This window comes from Lactococcus formosensis, assembly GCF_018403745.1.
Taxonomy (GTDB): Bacteria; Bacillota; Bacilli; order Lactobacillales; family Streptococcaceae; genus Lactococcus; species Lactococcus formosensis.
The window spans coordinates 76,587-95,460 of the sequence record NZ_BOVP01000001.1 but is presented as its reverse complement, the minus strand read 5'-3'; the positions used below and the strand labels follow the sequence as shown (position 1 = coordinate 95,460).

Annotated in this window: 15 protein-coding genes, 1 tRNA gene, 1 other RNA gene and 1 pseudogene; 16 read left to right on the top strand and 2 right to left on the bottom strand. The window is 39.0% G+C overall.

All coding sequences use genetic code 11. From position 1 onward, the window contains the following. The first annotated feature begins 104 nt into the window (after positions 1-104). The 4 genes from KJS37_RS00470 to KJS37_RS00455 all read left to right on the top strand — a co-directional run bounded on the left by KJS37_RS00470 (position 105) and on the right by KJS37_RS00455 (position 3,975). Positions 105-494 carry a cell division regulator GpsB gene (locus tag KJS37_RS00470; RefSeq protein WP_019293775.1) on the top strand — a complete coding sequence of 130 codons (390 nt, stop codon included), beginning with the start codon at positions 105-107 and terminating at the stop codon, positions 492-494. A 34-nt stretch (positions 495-528) separates the two neighbouring features. Further along, an RNA gene (rnpB, locus tag KJS37_RS00465) (RNase P RNA component class B) lies at positions 529-891 on the top strand. Positions 892-948: 57 nt separating this feature from the next. Then, positions 949-2,106: a THUMP domain-containing class I SAM-dependent RNA methyltransferase gene (locus KJS37_RS00460; protein WP_213495406.1), complete on the top strand. Its 1,158-nt coding sequence runs from the start codon at positions 949-951 to the stop codon at positions 2,104-2,106. Positions 2,107-2,127: 21 nt separating this feature from the next. Further along, entirely contained in the window at positions 2,128-3,975 is a 1,848-nt protein-coding gene (locus tag KJS37_RS00455) for a cell division site-positioning protein MapZ family protein (RefSeq protein WP_213495404.1), read from the top strand. A gap of 54 nt (positions 3,976-4,029) precedes the next feature. Here the strand turns inward: KJS37_RS00455 and KJS37_RS00450 are convergent, their stop codons facing one another. Then, the gene (locus KJS37_RS00450) at positions 4,030-4,773 is read right to left on the bottom strand and encodes a MurR/RpiR family transcriptional regulator (protein ID WP_213495402.1); all 744 of its coding nucleotides are present in this window, start codon (positions 4,771-4,773) and stop codon (positions 4,030-4,032) included. 139 nt (positions 4,774-4,912) lie between these two features. Here KJS37_RS00450 and gnd point away from each other — a divergent pair, with 139 nt between their 5' ends. The 5 genes and pseudogenes from gnd (at position 4,913) to KJS37_RS00425 (ending at position 11,144) form a co-directional block, all read left to right on the top strand. Next, positions 4,913-5,827 (top strand): phosphogluconate dehydrogenase (NAD(+)-dependent, decarboxylating), encoded by a 915-nt coding sequence (gene gnd / locus KJS37_RS00445; protein WP_213495400.1) that lies wholly within the window; start codon positions 4,913-4,915, stop codon positions 5,825-5,827. 6 nt (positions 5,828-5,833) lie between these two features. Next, on the top strand, positions 5,834-7,720 hold the full coding sequence (gene ascF, locus KJS37_RS00440) for a PTS cellobiose/arbutin/salicin transporter subunit IIBC (RefSeq protein WP_213495398.1): 1,887 nt from the start codon (positions 5,834-5,836) through the stop codon (positions 7,718-7,720). Beyond that, the gene (ascB, locus tag KJS37_RS00435) at positions 7,710-9,146 is read left to right on the top strand and encodes a 6-phospho-beta-glucosidase (RefSeq protein WP_213495396.1); all 1,437 of its coding nucleotides are present in this window, start codon (positions 7,710-7,712) and stop codon (positions 9,144-9,146) included. Before ascF ends, ascB begins: the two co-directional genes overlap by 11 nt. 44 nt (positions 9,147-9,190) lie before the next feature. Next, positions 9,191-10,679, top strand: a pseudogene (locus KJS37_RS00430) (FGGY family carbohydrate kinase). Positions 10,680-10,751: 72 nt separating this feature from the next. After that, entirely contained in the window at positions 10,752-11,144 is a 393-nt protein-coding gene (locus KJS37_RS00425; protein ID WP_213495394.1) for an arsenate reductase ArsC, read from the top strand. A 42-nt stretch (positions 11,145-11,186) separates the two neighbouring features. Here the strand turns inward: KJS37_RS00425 and KJS37_RS00420 are convergent, their stop codons facing one another. Continuing rightward, a complete protein-coding gene (locus KJS37_RS00420; protein WP_017368973.1) occupies positions 11,187-12,272 on the bottom strand; it encodes a M24 family metallopeptidase in 1,086 nt (361 codons plus the stop codon). 202 nt (positions 12,273-12,474) lie between these two features. Between KJS37_RS00420 and ccpA the strand changes: the two genes are divergently transcribed. The 7 genes from ccpA to KJS37_RS00385 all read left to right on the top strand — a co-directional run bounded on the left by ccpA (position 12,475) and on the right by KJS37_RS00385 (position 18,846). Further along, positions 12,475-13,470, top strand: coding sequence for a catabolite control protein A (gene ccpA / locus KJS37_RS00415; protein WP_017368974.1), 996 nt, complete (start codon positions 12,475-12,477; stop codon positions 13,468-13,470). Between the two features lie 204 nt (positions 13,471-13,674). Beyond that, positions 13,675-13,875, top strand: coding sequence for a cold-shock protein (locus tag KJS37_RS00410; RefSeq protein WP_003135419.1), 201 nt, complete (start codon positions 13,675-13,677; stop codon positions 13,873-13,875). Between the two features lie 171 nt (positions 13,876-14,046). Then, a tRNA-Met gene (locus tag KJS37_RS00405) sits at positions 14,047-14,120 on the top strand. A 118-nt stretch (positions 14,121-14,238) separates the two neighbouring features. Then, on the top strand, positions 14,239-14,928 hold the full coding sequence (gene aroD / locus KJS37_RS00400) for a type I 3-dehydroquinate dehydratase (protein ID WP_213495392.1): 690 nt from the start codon (positions 14,239-14,241) through the stop codon (positions 14,926-14,928). A 111-nt stretch (positions 14,929-15,039) separates the two neighbouring features. Beyond that, the gene (gene purB / locus KJS37_RS00395) at positions 15,040-16,335 is read left to right on the top strand and encodes an adenylosuccinate lyase (RefSeq protein ID WP_096368538.1); all 1,296 of its coding nucleotides are present in this window, start codon (positions 15,040-15,042) and stop codon (positions 16,333-16,335) included. A 141-nt stretch (positions 16,336-16,476) separates the two neighbouring features. Further along, on the top strand, positions 16,477-16,800 hold the full coding sequence (locus KJS37_RS00390) for an ArsR/SmtB family transcription factor (RefSeq protein ID WP_017368977.1): 324 nt from the start codon (positions 16,477-16,479) through the stop codon (positions 16,798-16,800). 12 nt (positions 16,801-16,812) lie between these two features. Further along, complete coding sequence (locus tag KJS37_RS00385; protein WP_213495390.1) at positions 16,813-18,846, top strand: heavy metal translocating P-type ATPase; 2,034 nt, start codon at positions 16,813-16,815, stop codon at positions 18,844-18,846. Positions 18,847-18,874 lie beyond the last annotated feature (28 nt).

The window sequence follows — 18,874 nt, the reverse complement described above, 5'->3', positions numbered from 1 at the left end:
TTCTCCCGATATTTTCCAGTCAATAGTTGACTTGAAAAATTAAAAAAATTCTGCTATGATAAAAGATGATAAAACTTTGATATGAAATGATAAAAGAGGACGATATGGCAACATTTAAATTTACACCTAAAGATATCTATGAAGCTGACTTTGGAACAAAAATGCGTGGTTATGATAAAGAAGAAGTTGACGAGCTCCTCGATGACGTCATTCAAGATTACGAAGCTTTTCAAGCAGAAGTATTACGCTTGCAAGAAGAAAACGAGTTTTTGAAGAAAAAAATCGTGGAACTTGAATCTCAAGCAAGTCGTCCTAACCAGGCAAACTTGGAAGAAACACAACGTTTGGATAACATGAGCCGCGTGGTTTCAAGCCGAATCAATAAACCAAAAACAGAAATTGGGCAACCAAGTAACTTTGAACTTCTTAAACGTATCAACCGTTTGGAGCAAGCTGTTTTTGGTCCAGGAAGTACTTCAAGTGAAGAAGCTTAAAGCTGCCTTCATATTTTAATGAAAAATAAAAACAGTTTTTGGATAACTGCGTGATACCTTTGGTATCATGAGGAAAGTCCATGCTCGCACGGGCTGCGATGCCCGTAGTGTTTGTGCTTGGTGAAACAATAAACCAAGGTAGGAGTGTCATGCCTAACGGCTGAAGAAAGTGCTAAGTCTTTGATATGCATGAGTATTCTGTAAAAGTGCCAAAGAGACGAGGCTTACTGGAAACGGTAAGATTGGAACGTGGTAAACCCCTCAAGCGAGCAACCCAAACTTATGGTCGGGGCACTTGACTAGCCGAAATGAAGGCGTGGTCGAGGGGGAAGTTTTTCTTCTCCAGACAGATGGTTATCGACGGTCGTAAGACCTGAACAAAACATGGCTTATAGAAAACTGTATGACACGCTGGGCTAGTCCCAGCTTTTTTTAGAAAGAAACAAAGGAATAAATGAAAAATAATTTTAAGCTGATGGCGACTGCTGCAGCAGGTCTTGAGAGTTTAGTGGCTCGTGAATTACGCAATATGGAAGTCGAGAATGTTACGATTGACGATCGCTCTCGTGTCTTTTTTACAGGGAATACAAAAACGATTGCTCAAGCAAATACCTGGCTACGTACAGCAGATCGTGTAAAGATTGTTGTGGGTGAGTTTAAGGCGCGTACTTTTGACGAGCTTTTTGAAAATGTATATGCACTGGATTGGGAAGACTATATTCCCTTTGGCTCAGCTTTTCCTGTAAGTAAAGCAAAGTCTGTGAAATCAACTTTACATAATGAGCCTAGCGTCCAAGGAATTACGAAAAAAGCTATCGTGAAGAAATTGCAAAAGGCCTATCATCGTCCAGAAGGTGTACCCATCCCAGAAAATGGTGCAAGTTTCTCCATTGAAATTGCGATTCACAAAGATAATGCAACGGTAATGATTGATACCACCGGTGATTCACTCTTTAAACGAGGTTATCGTGTTGAAAAAGGCGATGCTCCATTAAAGGAAAACATGGCAGCAGCGATCATTATGTTGACAAACTGGCTAGCAAATCCAAAACGTATGTTTGTTGACCCTACATGTGGTTCAGGAACATTTACGATTGAAGCTGCGATGTTGGCACTTAATATGGCACCCGGTCTTAATCGCAAGTTTGCCTGTGAAGCGTGGTCATGGATGAAGCCAGAAGTTTTTGAAGAAGTACGGCAAGCAGCAAAACAAGCAGTACGCAAAGATTTAGAGCTTGATATTCAAGGTTTCGATATCGATGGTCGAATGATTGAAATTGCAAAAGGAAATGCACTTGCAGCTGGACTTGACCATGTGATAAAATATAAACAGATGCGCCTGCAAGATTTTCATACAGATGCCCTTGATGGGGTTATTGTATCAAACCCTCCATACGGTGAACGTTTGGGAGATGAAGATTCAGTTGCAGGGCTCTATAAAGAGATGGGTGCTACTTTTGCACCACTCGAAACTTGGAGCAAATATATTCTGACAAGTGATATTGCTTTTGAAACACATTACGGAGCGAAAGCAACAAAAAAACGTAAACTCTATAATGGAACACTGCGTACGGACTTGTATCAATATTTTGGAAAAAGAATAAAAAAATAAGCAAATGCTATGGAGATCTAAATGACAGAAGAAAAAGATAAAAATATCAAAAATTCTGGCGAAAAAGTCTTAAAACTAGGCGACGTCTCAGATTTCACTGTAGGCGAAATTGTAAAAAAAGCACAAAGAGTAGATAAAGAAAATAGTGAAAGCGAAAGCGTACTTGACAAATACATTCGTCAACATCGTGGAGAGATTGAAGCTGTTAAAAATCAGGCTTTAGAAAAATATATCCAAACTGAGCGTAAGAAAATGGATCAAGAAGAGGATGGTGATTCTGAAGAAGAAGTGACTTCAGTTGAAGAAAAGTCAGCTGAGGCTTCAGAGACACAAGCTTCGGAAACTGATAGCACTGATAGTAAGGAAGCAGAAACAGTTGCTCCATCTAAGGAGTCAAACTTCAAAGAAAAGAATAAGTCAGAGTTTGATGAAGTAGAAATTGCTGATGATGTGCCTCCTGTGATACCTGTTCCAGTAAATCTTTCCGAGAAGGAAAGTGCGGCTGATCAAGCGGAAGAAACAGAGAGCCAAGTAGAAGATTTCCCAGAGCTTTCCAATCAAGTTCCTGCCTCAAAGGAAGAAGTTGCGGAAACAAGCCCTACAGAAGAGTCAGTGTCGACTGTTGACGAGGATCTGGAAAATTCACTAGAAACTGAAGAAGATATCAATGGTGTGGAACAAGAAGCCGCGTCTACTGATGAAGGCAAGCTTCCACAAGAAGAAATCGTTGTTCCTCTAGAAAAAACACCAGTGGCCGGTGAAACAGTGCCAACACCCTTACCTGTTACACCAGTAGTTGAGCCTGAAGCATCTGCGCAAGAAGAGCAACCAGAGAAAAAGAAAAATAAGAAACCCTTGATTATTGGACTTTGTGCACTGATCCTTTTGGCTGCAGGAGGTGCAGGCTATGCTCTCTATAATCATAATAATAATGAAAAAGCGGCCAATCAAGCAGCTGTGGAAAATAAAGCTAACTTAAATGCTTTTAATAAGGCTTACGATGAATTTTTTACTGACTCTGATCATCAAGTACTGAAGAATTCTAACTTTGATCAATTGTCAGCTTTGAAAAATAAGCTAAAAACATTAAAAGGAAGCGATTTTGATACTGCAGAAACAAAGGTAAATGCGCTCGAAGGACAAATAAAAGCAGTTGAAAAAGTTAACGCCCTTTTTAATCAATCAGCCATTGTAGATGGCGAACTTAATAAGGAAGCTCAAGTAAAAGCGGCAGTAAGCATACCTGCAGTGCCAAAGACTGAAAATGAGAAGCTAAATAAAGTATTGGCTCAAGCGATCAACTTAGCGAAAACACAGCAATCAGAGGCTAAAGCTAAGGAAGAACAAGCTGCGAAGGCTGCACAAAGTAATGATAATGCTGCTACTCAACCTGCGAATCAAACCACGGATCAAGCTGGAGGAACATCTGCTTCTGCTGAAATACCAAGTGGAACAGCAGGAACGCCAGCACAACAAGCAGATAAAAATACTGCTCAAGGTGGTGCAGCTTCATCTACAGCAGCAGTAACAGCTGATGGTGCCCAAAATCCAACAGGTGCCACACCGGATAATTCGAATGCGCGTGTTCAACCCCAAGCAAATCTCAATCCTCAAGATCCAGCATTCACTTGGAATCCAGGTATCAGAGATAAAGTCTTAAATATTGCACGTCAACGTGGTTATATCTCAGGTAATGATTTTATTCTTTTACCAGTCGCTATTCATACAATGACTTCCGGTTTCATGGCTGGTCAAGTTGCAGGTTATTTCAACTTGTATCGTCCAGACGGCAGTTACCTATTAACAATAAATAATAAAACGGGATATTTCTTCGGAAATGGTAAAGGTTTACCTACCGACTTTGGATAAAATAAAAACTTCTTTGTGGATAACAAAGAAGTTTTTTTATGTCTAAAATTATATCTATTGCTTTTCAAGATTTTGCACAATTCTGGATAGAATTAAATCAATAACTGCGACCTGAAAAGTTCGAGGGGTAACATCATAGTTGTGGTAGCTAGCAGTCGAAGTATTAGTAGAGATATTTATTTTGCTTAAACGACCTAGGGGACTACTTTTAGCATTTGTTAGAGAAAGAACTGTGGCACCAGTATGATTGGCTTTTTGCGCAGAATTCGTCAGCCGTTTCGTCTGTCCTGATATGGAGACGTAAATAACCAGACTATGGCGATTAAGAATATTAGGCAATAAATCTAGGAGGGTATCATCCGAAACATGAACGGCAGCATAGTCAAATTGATTTAACTTATGGCTGAAGTAAGCAGCAAGAGATTTAGAAGCTTCAACCCCGGCGATATAAATGGTTTTCGATTTAGATATTTCTTGCGCAAATAACCGCACTTTGTCTGTGGTAATATCTGTGGATAAAAAATTGCAAAAGTTTGTAAGCTCCTCTAAAAAGGAAATCTCGTACTTATTACTTGTCAAACTGAGCAGTTTCTGTGTTTCAAATTTAAACTCCGAAAATCCTGAAAATCCTAATTTTTGGCAAAGTCGTATGATTGAAGTTCCTGAAGAATGGAGCTCTACTGCAAGTTGTGTTAGATTATTATCTAAAAGCTCTGGCTGGCTATCCAGCTTTAACAATATGGATTGTTCTGTGTTGGAGAGCTGTGTACTCTGATAATTGTCAATAAATATTCCCATAAAATTATTATAACATGATTGTGGAGAATTCTCCGTTTTTTGGAGAAAGCGGTTACTTTTTCCGTGTTATAATATTTAAGAAGTAAGGAAGATAAATATAATGTTTTTCTTATAATAGCCATATCAAATAGGAGAGAATATGAATTTTGGACTTATCGGGATTGGTAAAATGGGACTTAACCTTGTAAAAAATGCAGTTGATAAGGGTATGAAAGTGACTGTCTTAGACAACGACGAAACACAAATCAGAAAAGCAGAACTATATTCTGAGCAAGTGATAAGCTGCTCTACTTTAGAAGAATTCATTGAAGTCATACCACAGCCACGGATTGTTTGGCTTATGTTACCTGCAGGAAGTATAACAAATAGTATCGTTGAGGAGTTGACTCAAAAGTTATCCGCTGGAGACATCCTTATTGATGGAGGAAATTCATATTATAAAGATAATCTCCAACAAAATGAAAAGCTAAAAGCTAAGAAAATTGATTTCTTTGATGTTGGTACTTCAGGGGGAATGGCTGGTGCACGTTCGGGGGGGAACTTTATGATTGGTGGTGATAGCAAAAAATCTTGGGAAAAATTGGAACCCCTCTTTCAAAAATTGGCCCAAAAAGATGGCTATCTTTATACAGGTCCGCTTGGAAGTGGCCATTATCTTAAAATGATTCATAATGGCATTGAGTATGGCATGATGCAAGCTATTGCAGAAGGCTTTGAGATTTTAGAAGCTTCTGCCTTTGAATACGACTATGAAGCAGTAGCCAAATTATGGAATCATGGGTCAGTTATCCGTTCGTGGCTTATGGAGCTTGCGGAAGAACAATTTGCAAAGGATGCAAAATTAGATCAAATTATAGGGCGAGTCCAAGCCTCGGGAGAAGGAAAGTGGACAGTCGAAGAGAGTCTAGACTTAGAAGTTCCTGCACCTGTAATTGCCATGTCTTTAATGATGCGTAATCGTTCCTTACAGGAAGATAGCATGAGTGGAAAAGTAGTCGCAGCCCTCAGAAATGGTTTTGGTGGACATGCTGTGGAAAATAAAACTAAGGAGTAAGAGAAAATGGCGCAAGATTTTAATATAATGGCGGAGACTATTCTGCAAGCAATAGGTGGAGTCGAAAATGTTGAAAATTTAACACATTGTATGACACGACTACGTTTTATCTTAAAAGACGAAAGCAAAGCAGATGATGATAAAGTAAAAAACATCAATGGGGTAATGGGGCTTGTCAAGCAAGGCGGGCAATACCAAATTATTGTTGGCAACAATGTAGCCGCAGCTTACGCAGCTATCTTAAAAAAAGGTGTTGCTGGCGGTGCTGTGGCGAACGAGTCAGGTAAACCGAAAGAAAAATTAACCTTGAAAAAAATAGGAACAAACATCCTTGATGCCATTATTGGAACTATGTCTCCTTTGATACCAGCTATTATTGGCGGTTCAATGATTAAGTTGCTCGCGATGCTTTTGGAAATGACGGGGATTCTAAGTATTGATGGTTCAACCTATAACATCTTGAATACCATTGGGGATGCTTCATTTTTCTTTTTACCACTATTAGTCGCTGTTTCTGCTTCTAAAAAATTTGGCTCAAACACTTACTTAGCGATGGCTATCGCTGGTCTAATGGTACATCCGGTCTTTATGGAATGGATGGCAAAGGCTGCTGAGGGTACTACTGTAACTTTTGCGATGATCCCTATGACATCTGTAAAGTACACTTATACTATTATTCCCGCTATCGTGATGACATGGCTCCTTAAATATATTGAAAATTATGTTGATAAAATCACGCCTGTGGTAACGAAAAACTTTTTGAAGCCAATGCTTATCCTACTTGTAGCAGCACCAATCGCTATACTTTTAGTAGGTCCAGCAGGAGTTTGGTTAGGGACAGCTATTTCTAATGGTGTGTTCTTTATTCATGATAAACTAGGGTGGTTAGCAGTAGCCATTGTTGGCGCACTGTGGCCGTTGCTTGTCATGACAGGAATGCACCGCGTCTTCACACCGACAATTGTACAGACTATTGCGGATACAGGTGTTGAGGGAATGGTTATGCCATCAGAAATTGGTGCCAACCTCTCATTAGGCGGTGTTTCTCTAGCAGTTGCTTTGAAAACAAAAAATAGAGAATTACGGCAAACAGCTTTAGCTGCAGCATCTTCAGCTATTATTGCAGGGATTACTGAGCCCGCACTTTATGGTGTAGCTGTACGTTTAAAACGACCGATGATTGCCTCAGTGATTACAGGTTTTGTTGCCGGAGCTGTAGCTGGAATGGCAGGACTTGCCAGCCACTCAATGGCCGCTCCAGGTTTGTTTACGAGTGTTCAATTTATTGACCGTGATAATCCAATGACCATCGCTTGGGTAGCTATCGTGATGATTCTCTCCATTGTATTGTCATTTGTCTTAACCTTGGTTATCGGGTTTGATGATTTGCCTGTGGAAGAAGAAAACTTAAAAGAAATCCATCTGGATCAAGTTGCTCAGACTGTAAGTATTAAATCTCCAGTAACTGGAAAAGTTAAAAAACTTTCAGAAGTTGCAGATGAGGTCTTTTCAAAAGAAGTATTGGGCAAAGGTTTCGCGGTTGTACCAAATGATGGAAAGATTGTTTCACCAATCACAGGGACGGTTACAGCTGTTTTTCCGACAAAACATGCTATTGGAATTACCAGTGAGAAAGGATTAGAAGTTTTGGTCCATATTGGTATCGATACAGTAACTTTAGAAGGCAAAGGTTTTACTTCAAACATCAAAATGGGCGATAAAATTTCTCAAGGAACTCCAATGGTAGAAGCTGATCTAGCTCTGATTGAAGCAGCAGGACTTGCCACAGATACGATAGTTGTTGTGACAAATTCTGCAGAATATGCGAATTTTACGCTTTTAGAAAAGGATGAAGTCAGTGAGGGAGAGGTAATTTTAGACGTTGAAAAATAAAAAAGAAGCAGGAGAATTTCCTAAAGGTTTTCTGTGGGGAGGAGCCATTGCTGCCAATCAAGCTGAAGGGGCATGGTTAGAAGGGGGAAGAGGAGCCAGTAATATTGATATGCTGCCTTTAGGTGAAAAACGCTTGCCCGTTAAATTAGGTGAAATTTCTCATCCAATCTTAGAGGAATCAGAATTTTATCCCAGTCATCAAGGCATTGATTTTTATCACCACTATAAAGAAGATATTGCACTGCTCGCAGAAATGGGTTTAAAAATATTTCGCACATCAATCTCTTGGTCTCGTCTTTTCCCCATTGGTGATGAAAGTGAGCCTAACAAAGAGGGAATAGCTTACTATCATCAACTGTTTGCAGAATGTAAAAAATATGACATGGAACTCTTGGTGACCTTAGGACATTTTGACGTCCCGATGGGATTAGTTGAGAAATATGGCTCTTGGCGCGACCGTAAAATGATTGGCTTTTTTGAAAGATATGCTCAGACATGTTTTGATGAGTTTGGAGACGATGTAAAATACTGGATTACTTTTAACGAAATAAATATCATTTTACATAGTCCATTTTCAGGAGCAGGATTGACCTTCGAAGCTGGAGAAAATCAGGCACAAGTTATCTATCAGGCTGCACATCACATGCTCCTTGCAAGCAGTTTAGCTGTAAAAGCTGCACATAAATTGGATAAGGATTTACAGATTGGCTGTATGATTGCTGGTGGGGCTTTTTATCCTTATTCCTGTAAACCTGAAGATGTCTGGCAAGCCTTGCAAGACGAGCAGATGAATACATTTTTTACGGATATTCAGGCTCGAGGATATTATCCGTCTTACACGCAGAGGATTTTCCGTGAAAAAAATATCGAGTTAAAGATGGAATCTGGTGACGAAGACATTTTGAAGCACACTGTGGACTTTGTTTCTTTTAGTTACTACGCTTCGCGTTGCTCTGCAGCAAGTTTTGCTGATCTAGAACTTAATACAGGAAATGTGGTCAAGTCGGTGAAAAATCCATATCTAAAAACAAGTCAGTGGGGCTGGGTCATTGATCCCCTTGGGTTAAGGATTACCATGAATCAAATTTATGATCGCTATCAAAAACCTATTTTTATAGTTGAAAATGGATTGGGAGCGTCAGATAAGATTGTTGATGGAAAAATCAACGATGAATACCGTATTGCGTATTTGAAAGAGCATATCAAATCAATGGCAGACGGTATCTCTGATGGAATTCCATTGATGGGTTATATTGTTTGGGGGGTCATTGACTTGGTTGCAGCTTCCACAGGCGAGATGAGTAAAAGATATGGTATGATTTATGTGGATAGAAAAAATGATGGAACAGGCTCGCTTGCACGGCTGAAGAAAAAGTCGTTCGACTGGTATAAGTCTGTTATTACATCAAATGGGAATGATTTATAAAATAAAAAGGCAATATTGACTTGCCTTTTTTTGAAAGGAAACACATGGATTACTTAATAGGTATAGATTTAGGTACCACTGCGACAAAAGCAGTTCTCTTTGATCAATCAGGGATTCAGATTGCAGTCTTACCCACTTTATCGTGATGCCCAAGGAATGGCAGAAGAAGATTTAGAGGAGATATTTGCAGCGATGGTAAGTGTTGTTGAAAAAATAACACGACAAATAAAAACAGGAGATTCTATTTTAGCATGTTCTTTCAGCACCCAAATGCATGCTTTGATTGCCTTTGATCAAGAATGGAAGCCTTTAACGCGTGTCATAACTTGGGCAGATACCAGAGCTGAAAAATATAGTAACAATTTAAAAAGTGAAGATACTTCAAACGATATTTATCATAAAACAGGAACACCGCTACATCCGATGTCGCCTCTTGCCAAACTATTATGGCTCAAGAATGAAAGAAAAGAGATTTTCAAAAATGCAGCGCATTTTATGGATCTCAAAGGCGCAATCTTTCAACGCCTTTTCCAAAGTAATACGATGGATCTATCAGTTGCTACAGGTACAGGTTTTTTTAACAATCAGAAAATGACTTGGGACGATGGTATTTTAGACCTGTTGGGTATTTCAAAAACACAACTTCCTAAAATCGTATCACCTTATGCAATAGAGAAAGCTTTACCAGAAAAATGGATACGAAAGATGGGGCTTTCACCAGATACCGTTTTTGTATATGGCGCTGGCGATGGTCCTATGTCAAACTTAGGTGTTGGGGCAATTAAAAAAGGTGAATTGGCAATTACAGTAGGTACTTCAGGCGCCCTTCGCATGGTAAGTGATGTACCTCAGCTAGATGAAGCAGCGAGAACTTTTAGTTATGCACTTGATGAAGACCATTGGGTAAATGGTGGAGCGGTAAATTCTGGAGGCGATGTTTTTCGGTGGTTAAAAGATAACGTACTTGAGAAGTCTTATGACTTTGCAGCGATTACCGATTTAGCAAGAGGTGTGTCTCCAGGTTCGGATGGATTAATCTTTCATCCTTATATAGGTGGAGAACGAGCACCACTGTGGAATGCAGCAGCTAGAGCTTCTTTTTTTGGACTTAGCTATCGTCATACAACAAGCCACATGGCGCGTGCAGTTCTTGAGGGCATTTCCTTTAACTTGCGTATGTTAGAAGAGACACTCACAGAAAAATCAGTATGTCCTAAAATAATAAAAGTTACGGGAGGTTTTTCTCAGTCGGAGCTTTGGTTGCAAATTCTTGCGGACATTTTTGAGTTACCAATAACGGTTCAAAAAGACCATGAGGCGGGGTGCTTTGCAGCACAGATCATGGCTCAAAAAGCTTTGGGGATGATTGATAGTATTGAAGATGTTGCTAGTGGAACGATGGAAATAGTTTATAAGCCTCAGCCAGAAAATTTTAAATACTACCGTGCTTTATACCCTCTCTTCAAAAATTTAACACAAGAGTTTGCGAAAAGCTATGCCGAAATAGCTAAATACCAGCAAGAATTTTCATAAGCTCCGTACAGTTTGAGTGAAGACCATTGAAAAATAATGTATAATATGTAAAAATAGTTTAGGAGAGTTACTATGCTCAAAATCGCATTTATCTGTGTGCATAATTCTTGCCGTTCACAAATTGCAGAAGCTTTGGGGAAAAAATTGGCTGGGGATAAGTTTGATTTCTACTCTGCGGGTACTGAGACAAAGCCACAGATTAATCAAGATGCTGTCCGCTTGATGAAAGAAATCTATGACATAGACATGGAAAAAACACAAACATCAAAGCTCTTACAAGATATTCCACCTGTGGATATTGTGATTACGATGGGATGTAACGTTGAATGTCCTTATCTTCCTTGTCAATATAGGGAAGACTGGGGCTTAGAAGATCCAACAGGTCAAAGTGACACAGTCTTTAAGGATATCATCCAGCAAATTGAAACGAAAGTACTTGCTTTAAGAAAAAGGGACTTTGGTTAATAAAAAAAGCACTGATTCAGTGCTTTTTCATTTTCGATGATTTTAGAAAATCATCAATTCTTTATTTGTTTTAGTTAAAGGCTCACATCCTGTTTCAGTAACATAGAGACAGTCCTCGATACGTACGCCAACTTTACCTGGGATATAAATTCCTGGTTCATCAGAGAAGCACATACCTTCTTCGATGATGATGTCCTCAGAACCACCAATAGATGGGAATTCATGGACATCCATACCGATACCGTGTCCAAGGCGGTGGACAAAGTATTCGCCATAACCAGCTTTAGTAATCACATCGCGAGCTACTTTATCAATTTCAAGTGCAGATACACCAGGTTTTACGAAGTCCATAGCAGCCATTTGTGCTTCAAGTACGATTTTGTGGATATCGGCATCAAAATCAGAAGGTTTACCGATTGAGATAGTACGTGTAGCATCAGAAGCGTAGCCATTTTTCATCACACCGAGGTCAAAGAGCAAGAGTTTATTATCTTGAATTTTGACATCTTCTGGCATACCGTGAGGATTAGCTGCACGAGCGCCTGAGAGTACGATAGTTTCAAAACTCATTTGGGGTACACCCATACGCTTCATTTCGTATTCGATTTTTGCAACAACATCTGTTTCTGTACGATCTGAATTTGCATATTCAAAACCAATTTCGAAACATTTATCTGCGTAATCCCCAGAAATTTTCATTTTTTCGATTTCATCGGCAGATTTGATCAAACGCATACGTTCTACCAATGGTGTCAAGTTGACAAATTCAACACCAGAAAATTGAGATTTAAGTCCTTCAGTTTTTGACAAAGGAATGTCAGAAAATTCGACTGCAATTTTTTGGATATTTTTTGATCCCAAATGTTCTTTTACAACAGCCCACGGGTTTTGTGAATCTTCATAGCCAAAAATATCAAAGCCAGTAGTGTTTTCTTTGGCTTTTTCTACCTCCAAAGCTGGAGTGAAGAGAGATGGCGCTTTATCCGGGAAAACCATCAAACCAGCAATACGTTCATGCGGGTCAATGGCAAGACCTGTCAAATAATTCAAGGTCGTAGGATTGGTGATGAAAGTCATGTCGACTTCATTTTCGTTCAGAAAATTAGAGATACGTTCGAGTTTGCTCATAGTATCCACCTTTCTATAATTATTATCTCTATTGTACGCTAAATTCTGAAAAAAATCATGTGCGACAATATCTACAATATACTACCAAAAATTATTGAAACGGTTTTCAAAAAGTGATATAATTAAATTTGGAAAAACTTTTCATAAATATTAAAAGATATAAAAAACAGACAAAGATTATTATAATTGAGGTTTAAAAAGAATGGAAGAATCAACAACAACAATTTATGACGTTGCTCGAGTTGCGGGCGTGTCAATGGCTACCGTAAGCCGTGTAGTCAATGGTAACGCCAACGTCAAAGAGAAAACACGTCAAAAAGTCCTTGATGCAATTGAAGAATTGGACTACCGTCCAAATGCGGTTGCACGTGGACTGGCAAGCAAACGTACAACGACAGTTGGGGTTGTTCTCCCAACAATCACGTCGCCGTATTTTGCTGAAATCGCACGAGGCATTGATGATATTGCATCAATGTACAAGTACAATGTCATTCTCGCAAATAGTGATGGTGATGAAGAAAAAGAACTTAAAGTTATTGAAAGTCTCTTTTCTAAGCAAGTTGATGGTATTGTTTATATGGGCAGTTTCATGACAGAAAAAGTCCGTAACCAGCTTAAATCAACACGTACACCGATTGTTCTTGCTGGAATGATCGATGTTGACAAACAAATGTCATCTGTAAATATCGATTATCATCTTGCAGCACACCAAACAACTGCTGAACTGGCAAAAAACAATAAACGTATTGCTTTCGTATCAGGTTCCTTGGAAGAAGTTGAAAATACAGAACGTATGGTTGGCTATCAAGAAGCTTTGAATGAAGCAGGCATTGATTTTGATGAGTCACTTGTCTTTGAAGGTAATTACACTTTTGAAAATGGACAAGCTTTAGCAGAACAAATGCTTGCCAAGAAAATTAATGCTGCCATCGTGTCTTATGATACTGTAGCAGTTGGCTTACTCAATGCTTTGCTCTCAAAAGGTATCAAAGTACCTGAAGATTTCGAAATTATCGCAGGTTCAAACAGCCCAATTACAGCGTACACTTATCCAGGTTTGACTTCTGTCAATCAACCACTTTACGACTTGGGAGCAGTTTCAATGCGTTTGTTGACAAAACTTATGCACAAGGAAGAGGTTGAGGAAAACCAATTGATCCTCGCTCACCAAATTATTAATCGTGGTTCAACAAAATAAAAAGCAAAAGATACAGTGATGTATCTTTTTTTATGGTCTCTAAGAGTAAGTTATAGCTTGGTTTTAACCATGAAGAGGAGAAGCGATTTGACTTTCAGGATAAAGCATGATACTATTAAGAGGTAAATTTAGTCTAAGTTATATATTTTTAATGTTTTCTTTCACATAATGATTTACAAATATGACGAAAGGAAAATATATACTATGACAAAAGGAACTGTAAAATGGTTTAACGACTCTAAAGGTTTTGGTTTCATCACTGCTGAAGATGGTACTGACGTGTTTGCACACTTCACTCAAATTCAAAGCGATGGCTTCCGTAAACTTGAAGAAGGCGAAAAAGTTACATTTGATATTGAACAAGGTCAACGTGGCCCTCAAGCATCAAACATTACTAAAGCATAAATTTAAAGCACTCTTGGGAGTGCTTTTTTCATTAAAAAGTGCAAAATTAGGACATTAGCAAAAAGTGTGTTACAATAGGTATACCATTTGGATACATCCACAATGGAAGATCTCGTCCGCTCAGTTATAACATGATTTGTGGATAGTTCAAATTTCTTCCATTTTTATTAGCGCGGGATGGAGCAGCTAGGTAGCTCGTCGGGCTCATAACCCGAAGGTCGTAGGTTCAAATCCTGCTCCCGCAATTGAGATAAAGATTCCTGCTTTTCAGGAATTTTTTATTTTGTTCAATTGAAAAAAATAACTTCAGCTATATTCAAGATTATGTTTGGTACGCCTACAAATATGTGCTAAACTTAAAATATGAGGAAAACGAAAATTGTAGTGCCCGTTCTTCCGACAACAGTAGCGGAAGTACAGGAAATAAACGTAGAAAAGTACAGAAATGCTGACATTATTGAATGGCGGGCGGATTTTTTGGGAGATATAGAAAGTATTCTTCAGGCTGCGCCTTTTATCTTTGAGAAATTTAAAGATTTTTCTCTGCTTTTCACTGTACGTACAGCCAATGAAGGCGGCAATATCTCAATTTCTAAAAAAGATTATGTCACTCTTTTAAAAAAAGTAGCCAAATTTGACCCAGATTATATGGATATCGAATATTTTTCCTATCGAAAAGCCCTACCACAGCTACTTGAATTTAAAGAAAAAATTGTCTTGTCCTATCATAACTTTTTCGAGTCACCTACAGATTTAACTGCTCGAATGATGAAAATGCAAAAAGAAGAAACGGGCTTTGTAAAAGTGGCGATTATGGCACAACGCGAGTGTGATGTTTTGGATTTGCTACAGATTACACGTGATTTTACGATGGAATATGGACCTAAATTTATCGGAATCGCAATGGGAGAATTGGGTAAAATTTCCCGCGTTGCCGGAGGATTGACCGGATCTGTATGGACTTTTGCAGCACTCGATGAGGATGAAGGAAGTGCTCCAGGACAATTGACTTTGTCTCAGATGCTAGATGTCCTTGATGCCTTAGAAAATTAATATTCGTCTTTTCCACATATTTCGTCAATAAATTGATAATATTAGAGAAATTCCCGAAAAAATTTCTCCAAAATGGTATAATTTATAGTAAGTTAGAAATTTGGAGGAACTATGGTTATCAATCGTTACAGTCGCCCGGAAATGGCGGCAATCTGGTCGGATGAAAACAAATATAAGGCGTGGCTTGAAGTTGAGATTCTTGCGGATGAAGCGTGGGCTGAGCTCGGAGAAATTCCAGCAGAAGATGTAAAAAAAATTCGTGAAAAAGCAAGTTTTGATGTTGATCGTATCTTGGAGATTGAAAAAGAAACGCGCCACGATGTGGTTGCCTTTACGCGTGCTGTTTCTGAAACACTTGGTGAGGAAAGTAAGTGGGTCCACTATGGACTTACCTCAACCGATGTTGTAGATACAGCTTATGGCTATCTCTACAAGCAGGCGAATGATATTATCCGCCGTGATTTGGCTAACTTTTTGGAAATTATTGCTGATAAAGCGCGTGAGCACAAATACACTGTATGTATGGGACGTACGCACGGTGTCCATGCAGAACCAACAACTTTTGGCCTTAAATTAGCAACTTGGTATTCTGAAATGAAGCGTAATATCGAGCGTTTCGAACATGCAGCTAAAGGAGTTGAAGCGGGTAAAATTTCTGGTGCTGTAGGTACATTTGCCAATATCCCACCTTTTGTTGAAGAATACGTATGTGGCAAACTTGGAATTCGTCCACAAGAGATTTCGACACAAGTATTACCCCGTGATTTGCATGCAGAATACTTTAGTACACTGGCACTGATTGCGACTTCGATTGAGCGTATGGCGACAGAGATTCGTGGCCTTCAAAAATCAGAACAACGTGAAGTAGAAGAGTTCTTCGCTAAAGGTCAAAAAGGTAGCTCAGCAATGCCACACAAACGTAACCCCATCGGTTCTGAAAATATGACTGGCTTGGCGCGTGTTATTCGTGGACATGTCGTGACAGCCATGGAAGATGTTGTTTTGTGGCATGAACGTGACATTTCACACAGCTCGGCAGAGCGTATCATTACCCCAGATACAACTGAATTAATCAACTATATGTTAAACCGTTTTGGTAATATTGTTAAAAATCTGACTGTATTTCCAGAAAATATGAAGCGTAATATGGATGCAACTTTTGGATTAATCTATAGTCAACATGTTATGCTTATGCTTATTGAAAAAGGTATGACACGTGAAGAAGCTTACGATTTGGTTCAACCATTGACAGCAAAAGCTTGGGACGAACAAATCATGTTCCGCCCACTGGTAGAAAGCAATGAAAAAATCCGTGAAAAACTGACAGATGCAGATATTGATGCAGCTTTTGATTATAATTATCATTTGTCACGTGTAGATGTCATCTTTGAACGTCTTGGGTTGTAAAAATAATGAAATCCTAACTTTTTAGTTCAGGATTTTTTTGTACAAAAAATTTAGATTTGAATAGATTTAAACAATTCAGTATTGACTAATATGATGGAGTTTGATAACATATTAGTATAAACTAATATAAAGAGATGAATAATGAATTTAACTGAAAAACGTCAAAAAGTAATTCATGCCTTATCCAATACGACAAGGCTCATCGTCCTTGAAGCATTACGCGAAAAGGAGATGACTGTAACAGAGTTACTTCAGGAAACTAAGTCAGGACAATCGAATCTCTCGCAACATTTATCATGTTTGCGTGATTGTGGATTAATCACAAGTCGTAAAGAAGGAAAATATATTTATTATTCTTTGACAACCCCTGAACTTAACCATTTACTAGAAGTCATTGATGCTACAGTTGAGTCAATGCACTGGTCCCCAACAGAAGATATCCATTGTGATACATATATAAAATAAAAGGAGTTTCATATGTTTAAATCTACTCAAAACAAGGCAACACATGATGCACACTGTGTAAAAGACACATGTAATTGCCTCAATCACAAAGCCAAAGCAGCTCTTACGACTGCTGAGGAGAGTGAGGGCTCAAGTAGCTCAGAAGTCACAGGGAGTTCTGACGATTCAGACCCTGCCTGTTGCAGCACAACAATACATCTAAATACGAGTTTAGATGAGAGTGAAGAAGAAGGTAAATATGAGCTGTTGATTATTATCGTCACGGCTCTACTATTGGCAGCTTTAAGCTTTTTAGATTTTGCGCCACAGTTTAAAACACCGCTCTTCATCTTAACGTATTTGTTAATCGGGCATAGTGTTTTGCTCAAAGCGATAAAACAATTGCTTAAGGGGGATATTTTCAATGAGTTCTTCCTCATGAGCATTGCGACTGTCGGGGCATTTGCTTTAGGAGAATACGCTGAAGCAGTCGCTGTTATGCTTTTTTATCAAGTCGGAGAATATTTCCAAGATCGTGCGATTGGGAACAGTAAAAAGTCAATTGCAGCTCTGATGGACCTTCGACCAGAGGTTGCGACTGTTAAGCGCCAAGGAAAACTTATTGATGTGTCTCCTGAAGAAGTCAATATCGGTGAGGTTATACAAGTGAAGCCGGGGGAAAAAGTGCCACTTGATGGTCTTGTATTATCGGGAAAATCAAGCGTTAATACAGCAGCTTTGACTGGTGAATCACTGCCACGTGAGGTGAGCAAAGGAGAAGAAGTTCTTTCAGGTTTTTTGAATATCAATAGTCTGCTGGAGATCAAGGTTGAAAAAACGTTTGGGGAATCATCAGTATCTAAAATTTTAAATCTCGTTGAGAATGCTCAAGAAAATAAAGCACCGACTGAACAATTCATTTCAAAATTTGCACGCTACTATACTCCAGTTGTGGTATTTGCAGCAGCGATAATCGCTCTAGTACCCCCACTTTTCTTCCAGCAAGATTGGTCAGACTGGTTAACACGCGCCTTTACATTTTTAATTATTTCGTGCCCTTGTGCGATGGTAGTTTCCATTCCCCTTGGGTTCTTTGCTGGGATTGGCGCTGCATCCAAAAACGGTATTTTAGTTAAAGGAGGGAATCACCTTGAAGCTATGACCAAGATAAAACACGTGCTCTTTGATAAAACAGGAACGTTGACACAAGGGAACTTTAAAGTTACTCAAGTTTTTCCTGCAGAAGATGTTGCACGAGAAGATTTAGTCTATCTGGGAGCTATCGGTGAACTTAACTCCACCCATCCCTTGGGACTTGCGCTTAAAGAAAATCAAAACTTAGATACAGTAAATGTAACAGAGTCGGAAGAAATTTCAGGTCATGGTACACGTACAATCTATGAGGGTGATGAGATTCTTGTCGGAAATGCAAAACTGATGAAAATGTACAACGTTAACTTTACCGAAAGCGACGCCTTAGGTTCTTTGATTTATGTTGCTAAAAACGGTATATATCAAGGCGTTATCCTTGTAGCGGATGTCCTTAAAGAAGATGCTGAAGAAGCCATTGCAGCTTTGAACCAGCTTCACATTTCCCAAACGATGCTGACAGGAGATAGTGAAAAAGTTGCCGCTCAGGTTGCTGGAAAACTGAACATCACGGATTATCATGCTAATCTTTTGCCTGAGGATAAAGTTGCTTTATTAGAGAAAGTACTTGATAAAGGTGATGGTCTTACCGCTTTTGTTGGTGATGGAATTAACGACGCACCAGTTATTGCGCGTGCTGATATCGGTTTTGCGATGGGGGGATTAGGCTCTGATGCTGCGATTGAAACAGCTGATGTGGTCTTAATGACAGATAAACCATCAAGTATCGCGCAGTCTGTTAAAATCGCCAAGAAAACTAAACGACTTGTGGTCCAAAATATCGTTTTAGCTCTTGGTGTAAAAGCCGTTTTCCTCGTCCTTGCGGTCTTTGGTATTGCCACGATGTGGGAAGCAGTTATCGCAGATGTTGGAGTAACACTCATAGCTATCTTGAATGTTTTAAGACTCTTAAAATAAGATGAAACTCCCAAGATGGGAGTTTTTT

Bases quoted from the DNA above. Each gene is read 5' to 3' on its own strand.
- gnd (WP_213495400.1), top strand. From the start codon at position 4,913: ATGAATTTTGGACTTATCGGGATTGGTAAAATGGGACTTAACCTTGTA.
- ascF (WP_213495398.1), top strand. From the start codon at position 5,834: ATGGCGCAAGATTTTAATATAATGGCGGAGACTATTCTGCAAGCAATA.
- KJS37_RS00425 (WP_213495394.1), top strand. From the start codon at position 10,752: ATGCTCAAAATCGCATTTATCTGTGTGCATAATTCTTGCCGTTCACAA.
- ccpA (WP_017368974.1), top strand. From the start codon at position 12,475: ATGGAAGAATCAACAACAACAATTTATGACGTTGCTCGAGTTGCGGGC.
- KJS37_RS00460 (WP_213495406.1), top strand. From the start codon at position 949: ATGAAAAATAATTTTAAGCTGATGGCGACTGCTGCAGCAGGTCTTGAG.
- KJS37_RS00410 (WP_003135419.1), top strand. From the start codon at position 13,675: ATGACAAAAGGAACTGTAAAATGGTTTAACGACTCTAAAGGTTTTGGT.
- KJS37_RS00390 (WP_017368977.1), top strand. From the start codon at position 16,477: ATGAATTTAACTGAAAAACGTCAAAAAGTAATTCATGCCTTATCCAAT.
- purB (WP_096368538.1), top strand. From the start codon at position 15,040: ATGGTTATCAATCGTTACAGTCGCCCGGAAATGGCGGCAATCTGGTCG.
- KJS37_RS00450 (WP_213495402.1), bottom strand. From the start codon at position 4,773: ATGGGAATATTTATTGACAATTATCAGAGTACACAGCTCTCCAACACA.
- KJS37_RS00470 (WP_019293775.1), top strand. From the start codon at position 105: ATGGCAACATTTAAATTTACACCTAAAGATATCTATGAAGCTGACTTT.
- aroD (WP_213495392.1), top strand. From the start codon at position 14,239: ATGAGGAAAACGAAAATTGTAGTGCCCGTTCTTCCGACAACAGTAGCG.
- KJS37_RS00385 (WP_213495390.1), top strand. From the start codon at position 16,813: ATGTTTAAATCTACTCAAAACAAGGCAACACATGATGCACACTGTGTA.
- KJS37_RS00455 (WP_213495404.1), top strand. From the start codon at position 2,128: ATGACAGAAGAAAAAGATAAAAATATCAAAAATTCTGGCGAAAAAGTC.
- KJS37_RS00420 (WP_017368973.1), bottom strand. From the start codon at position 12,272: ATGAGCAAACTCGAACGTATCTCTAATTTTCTGAACGAAAATGAAGTC.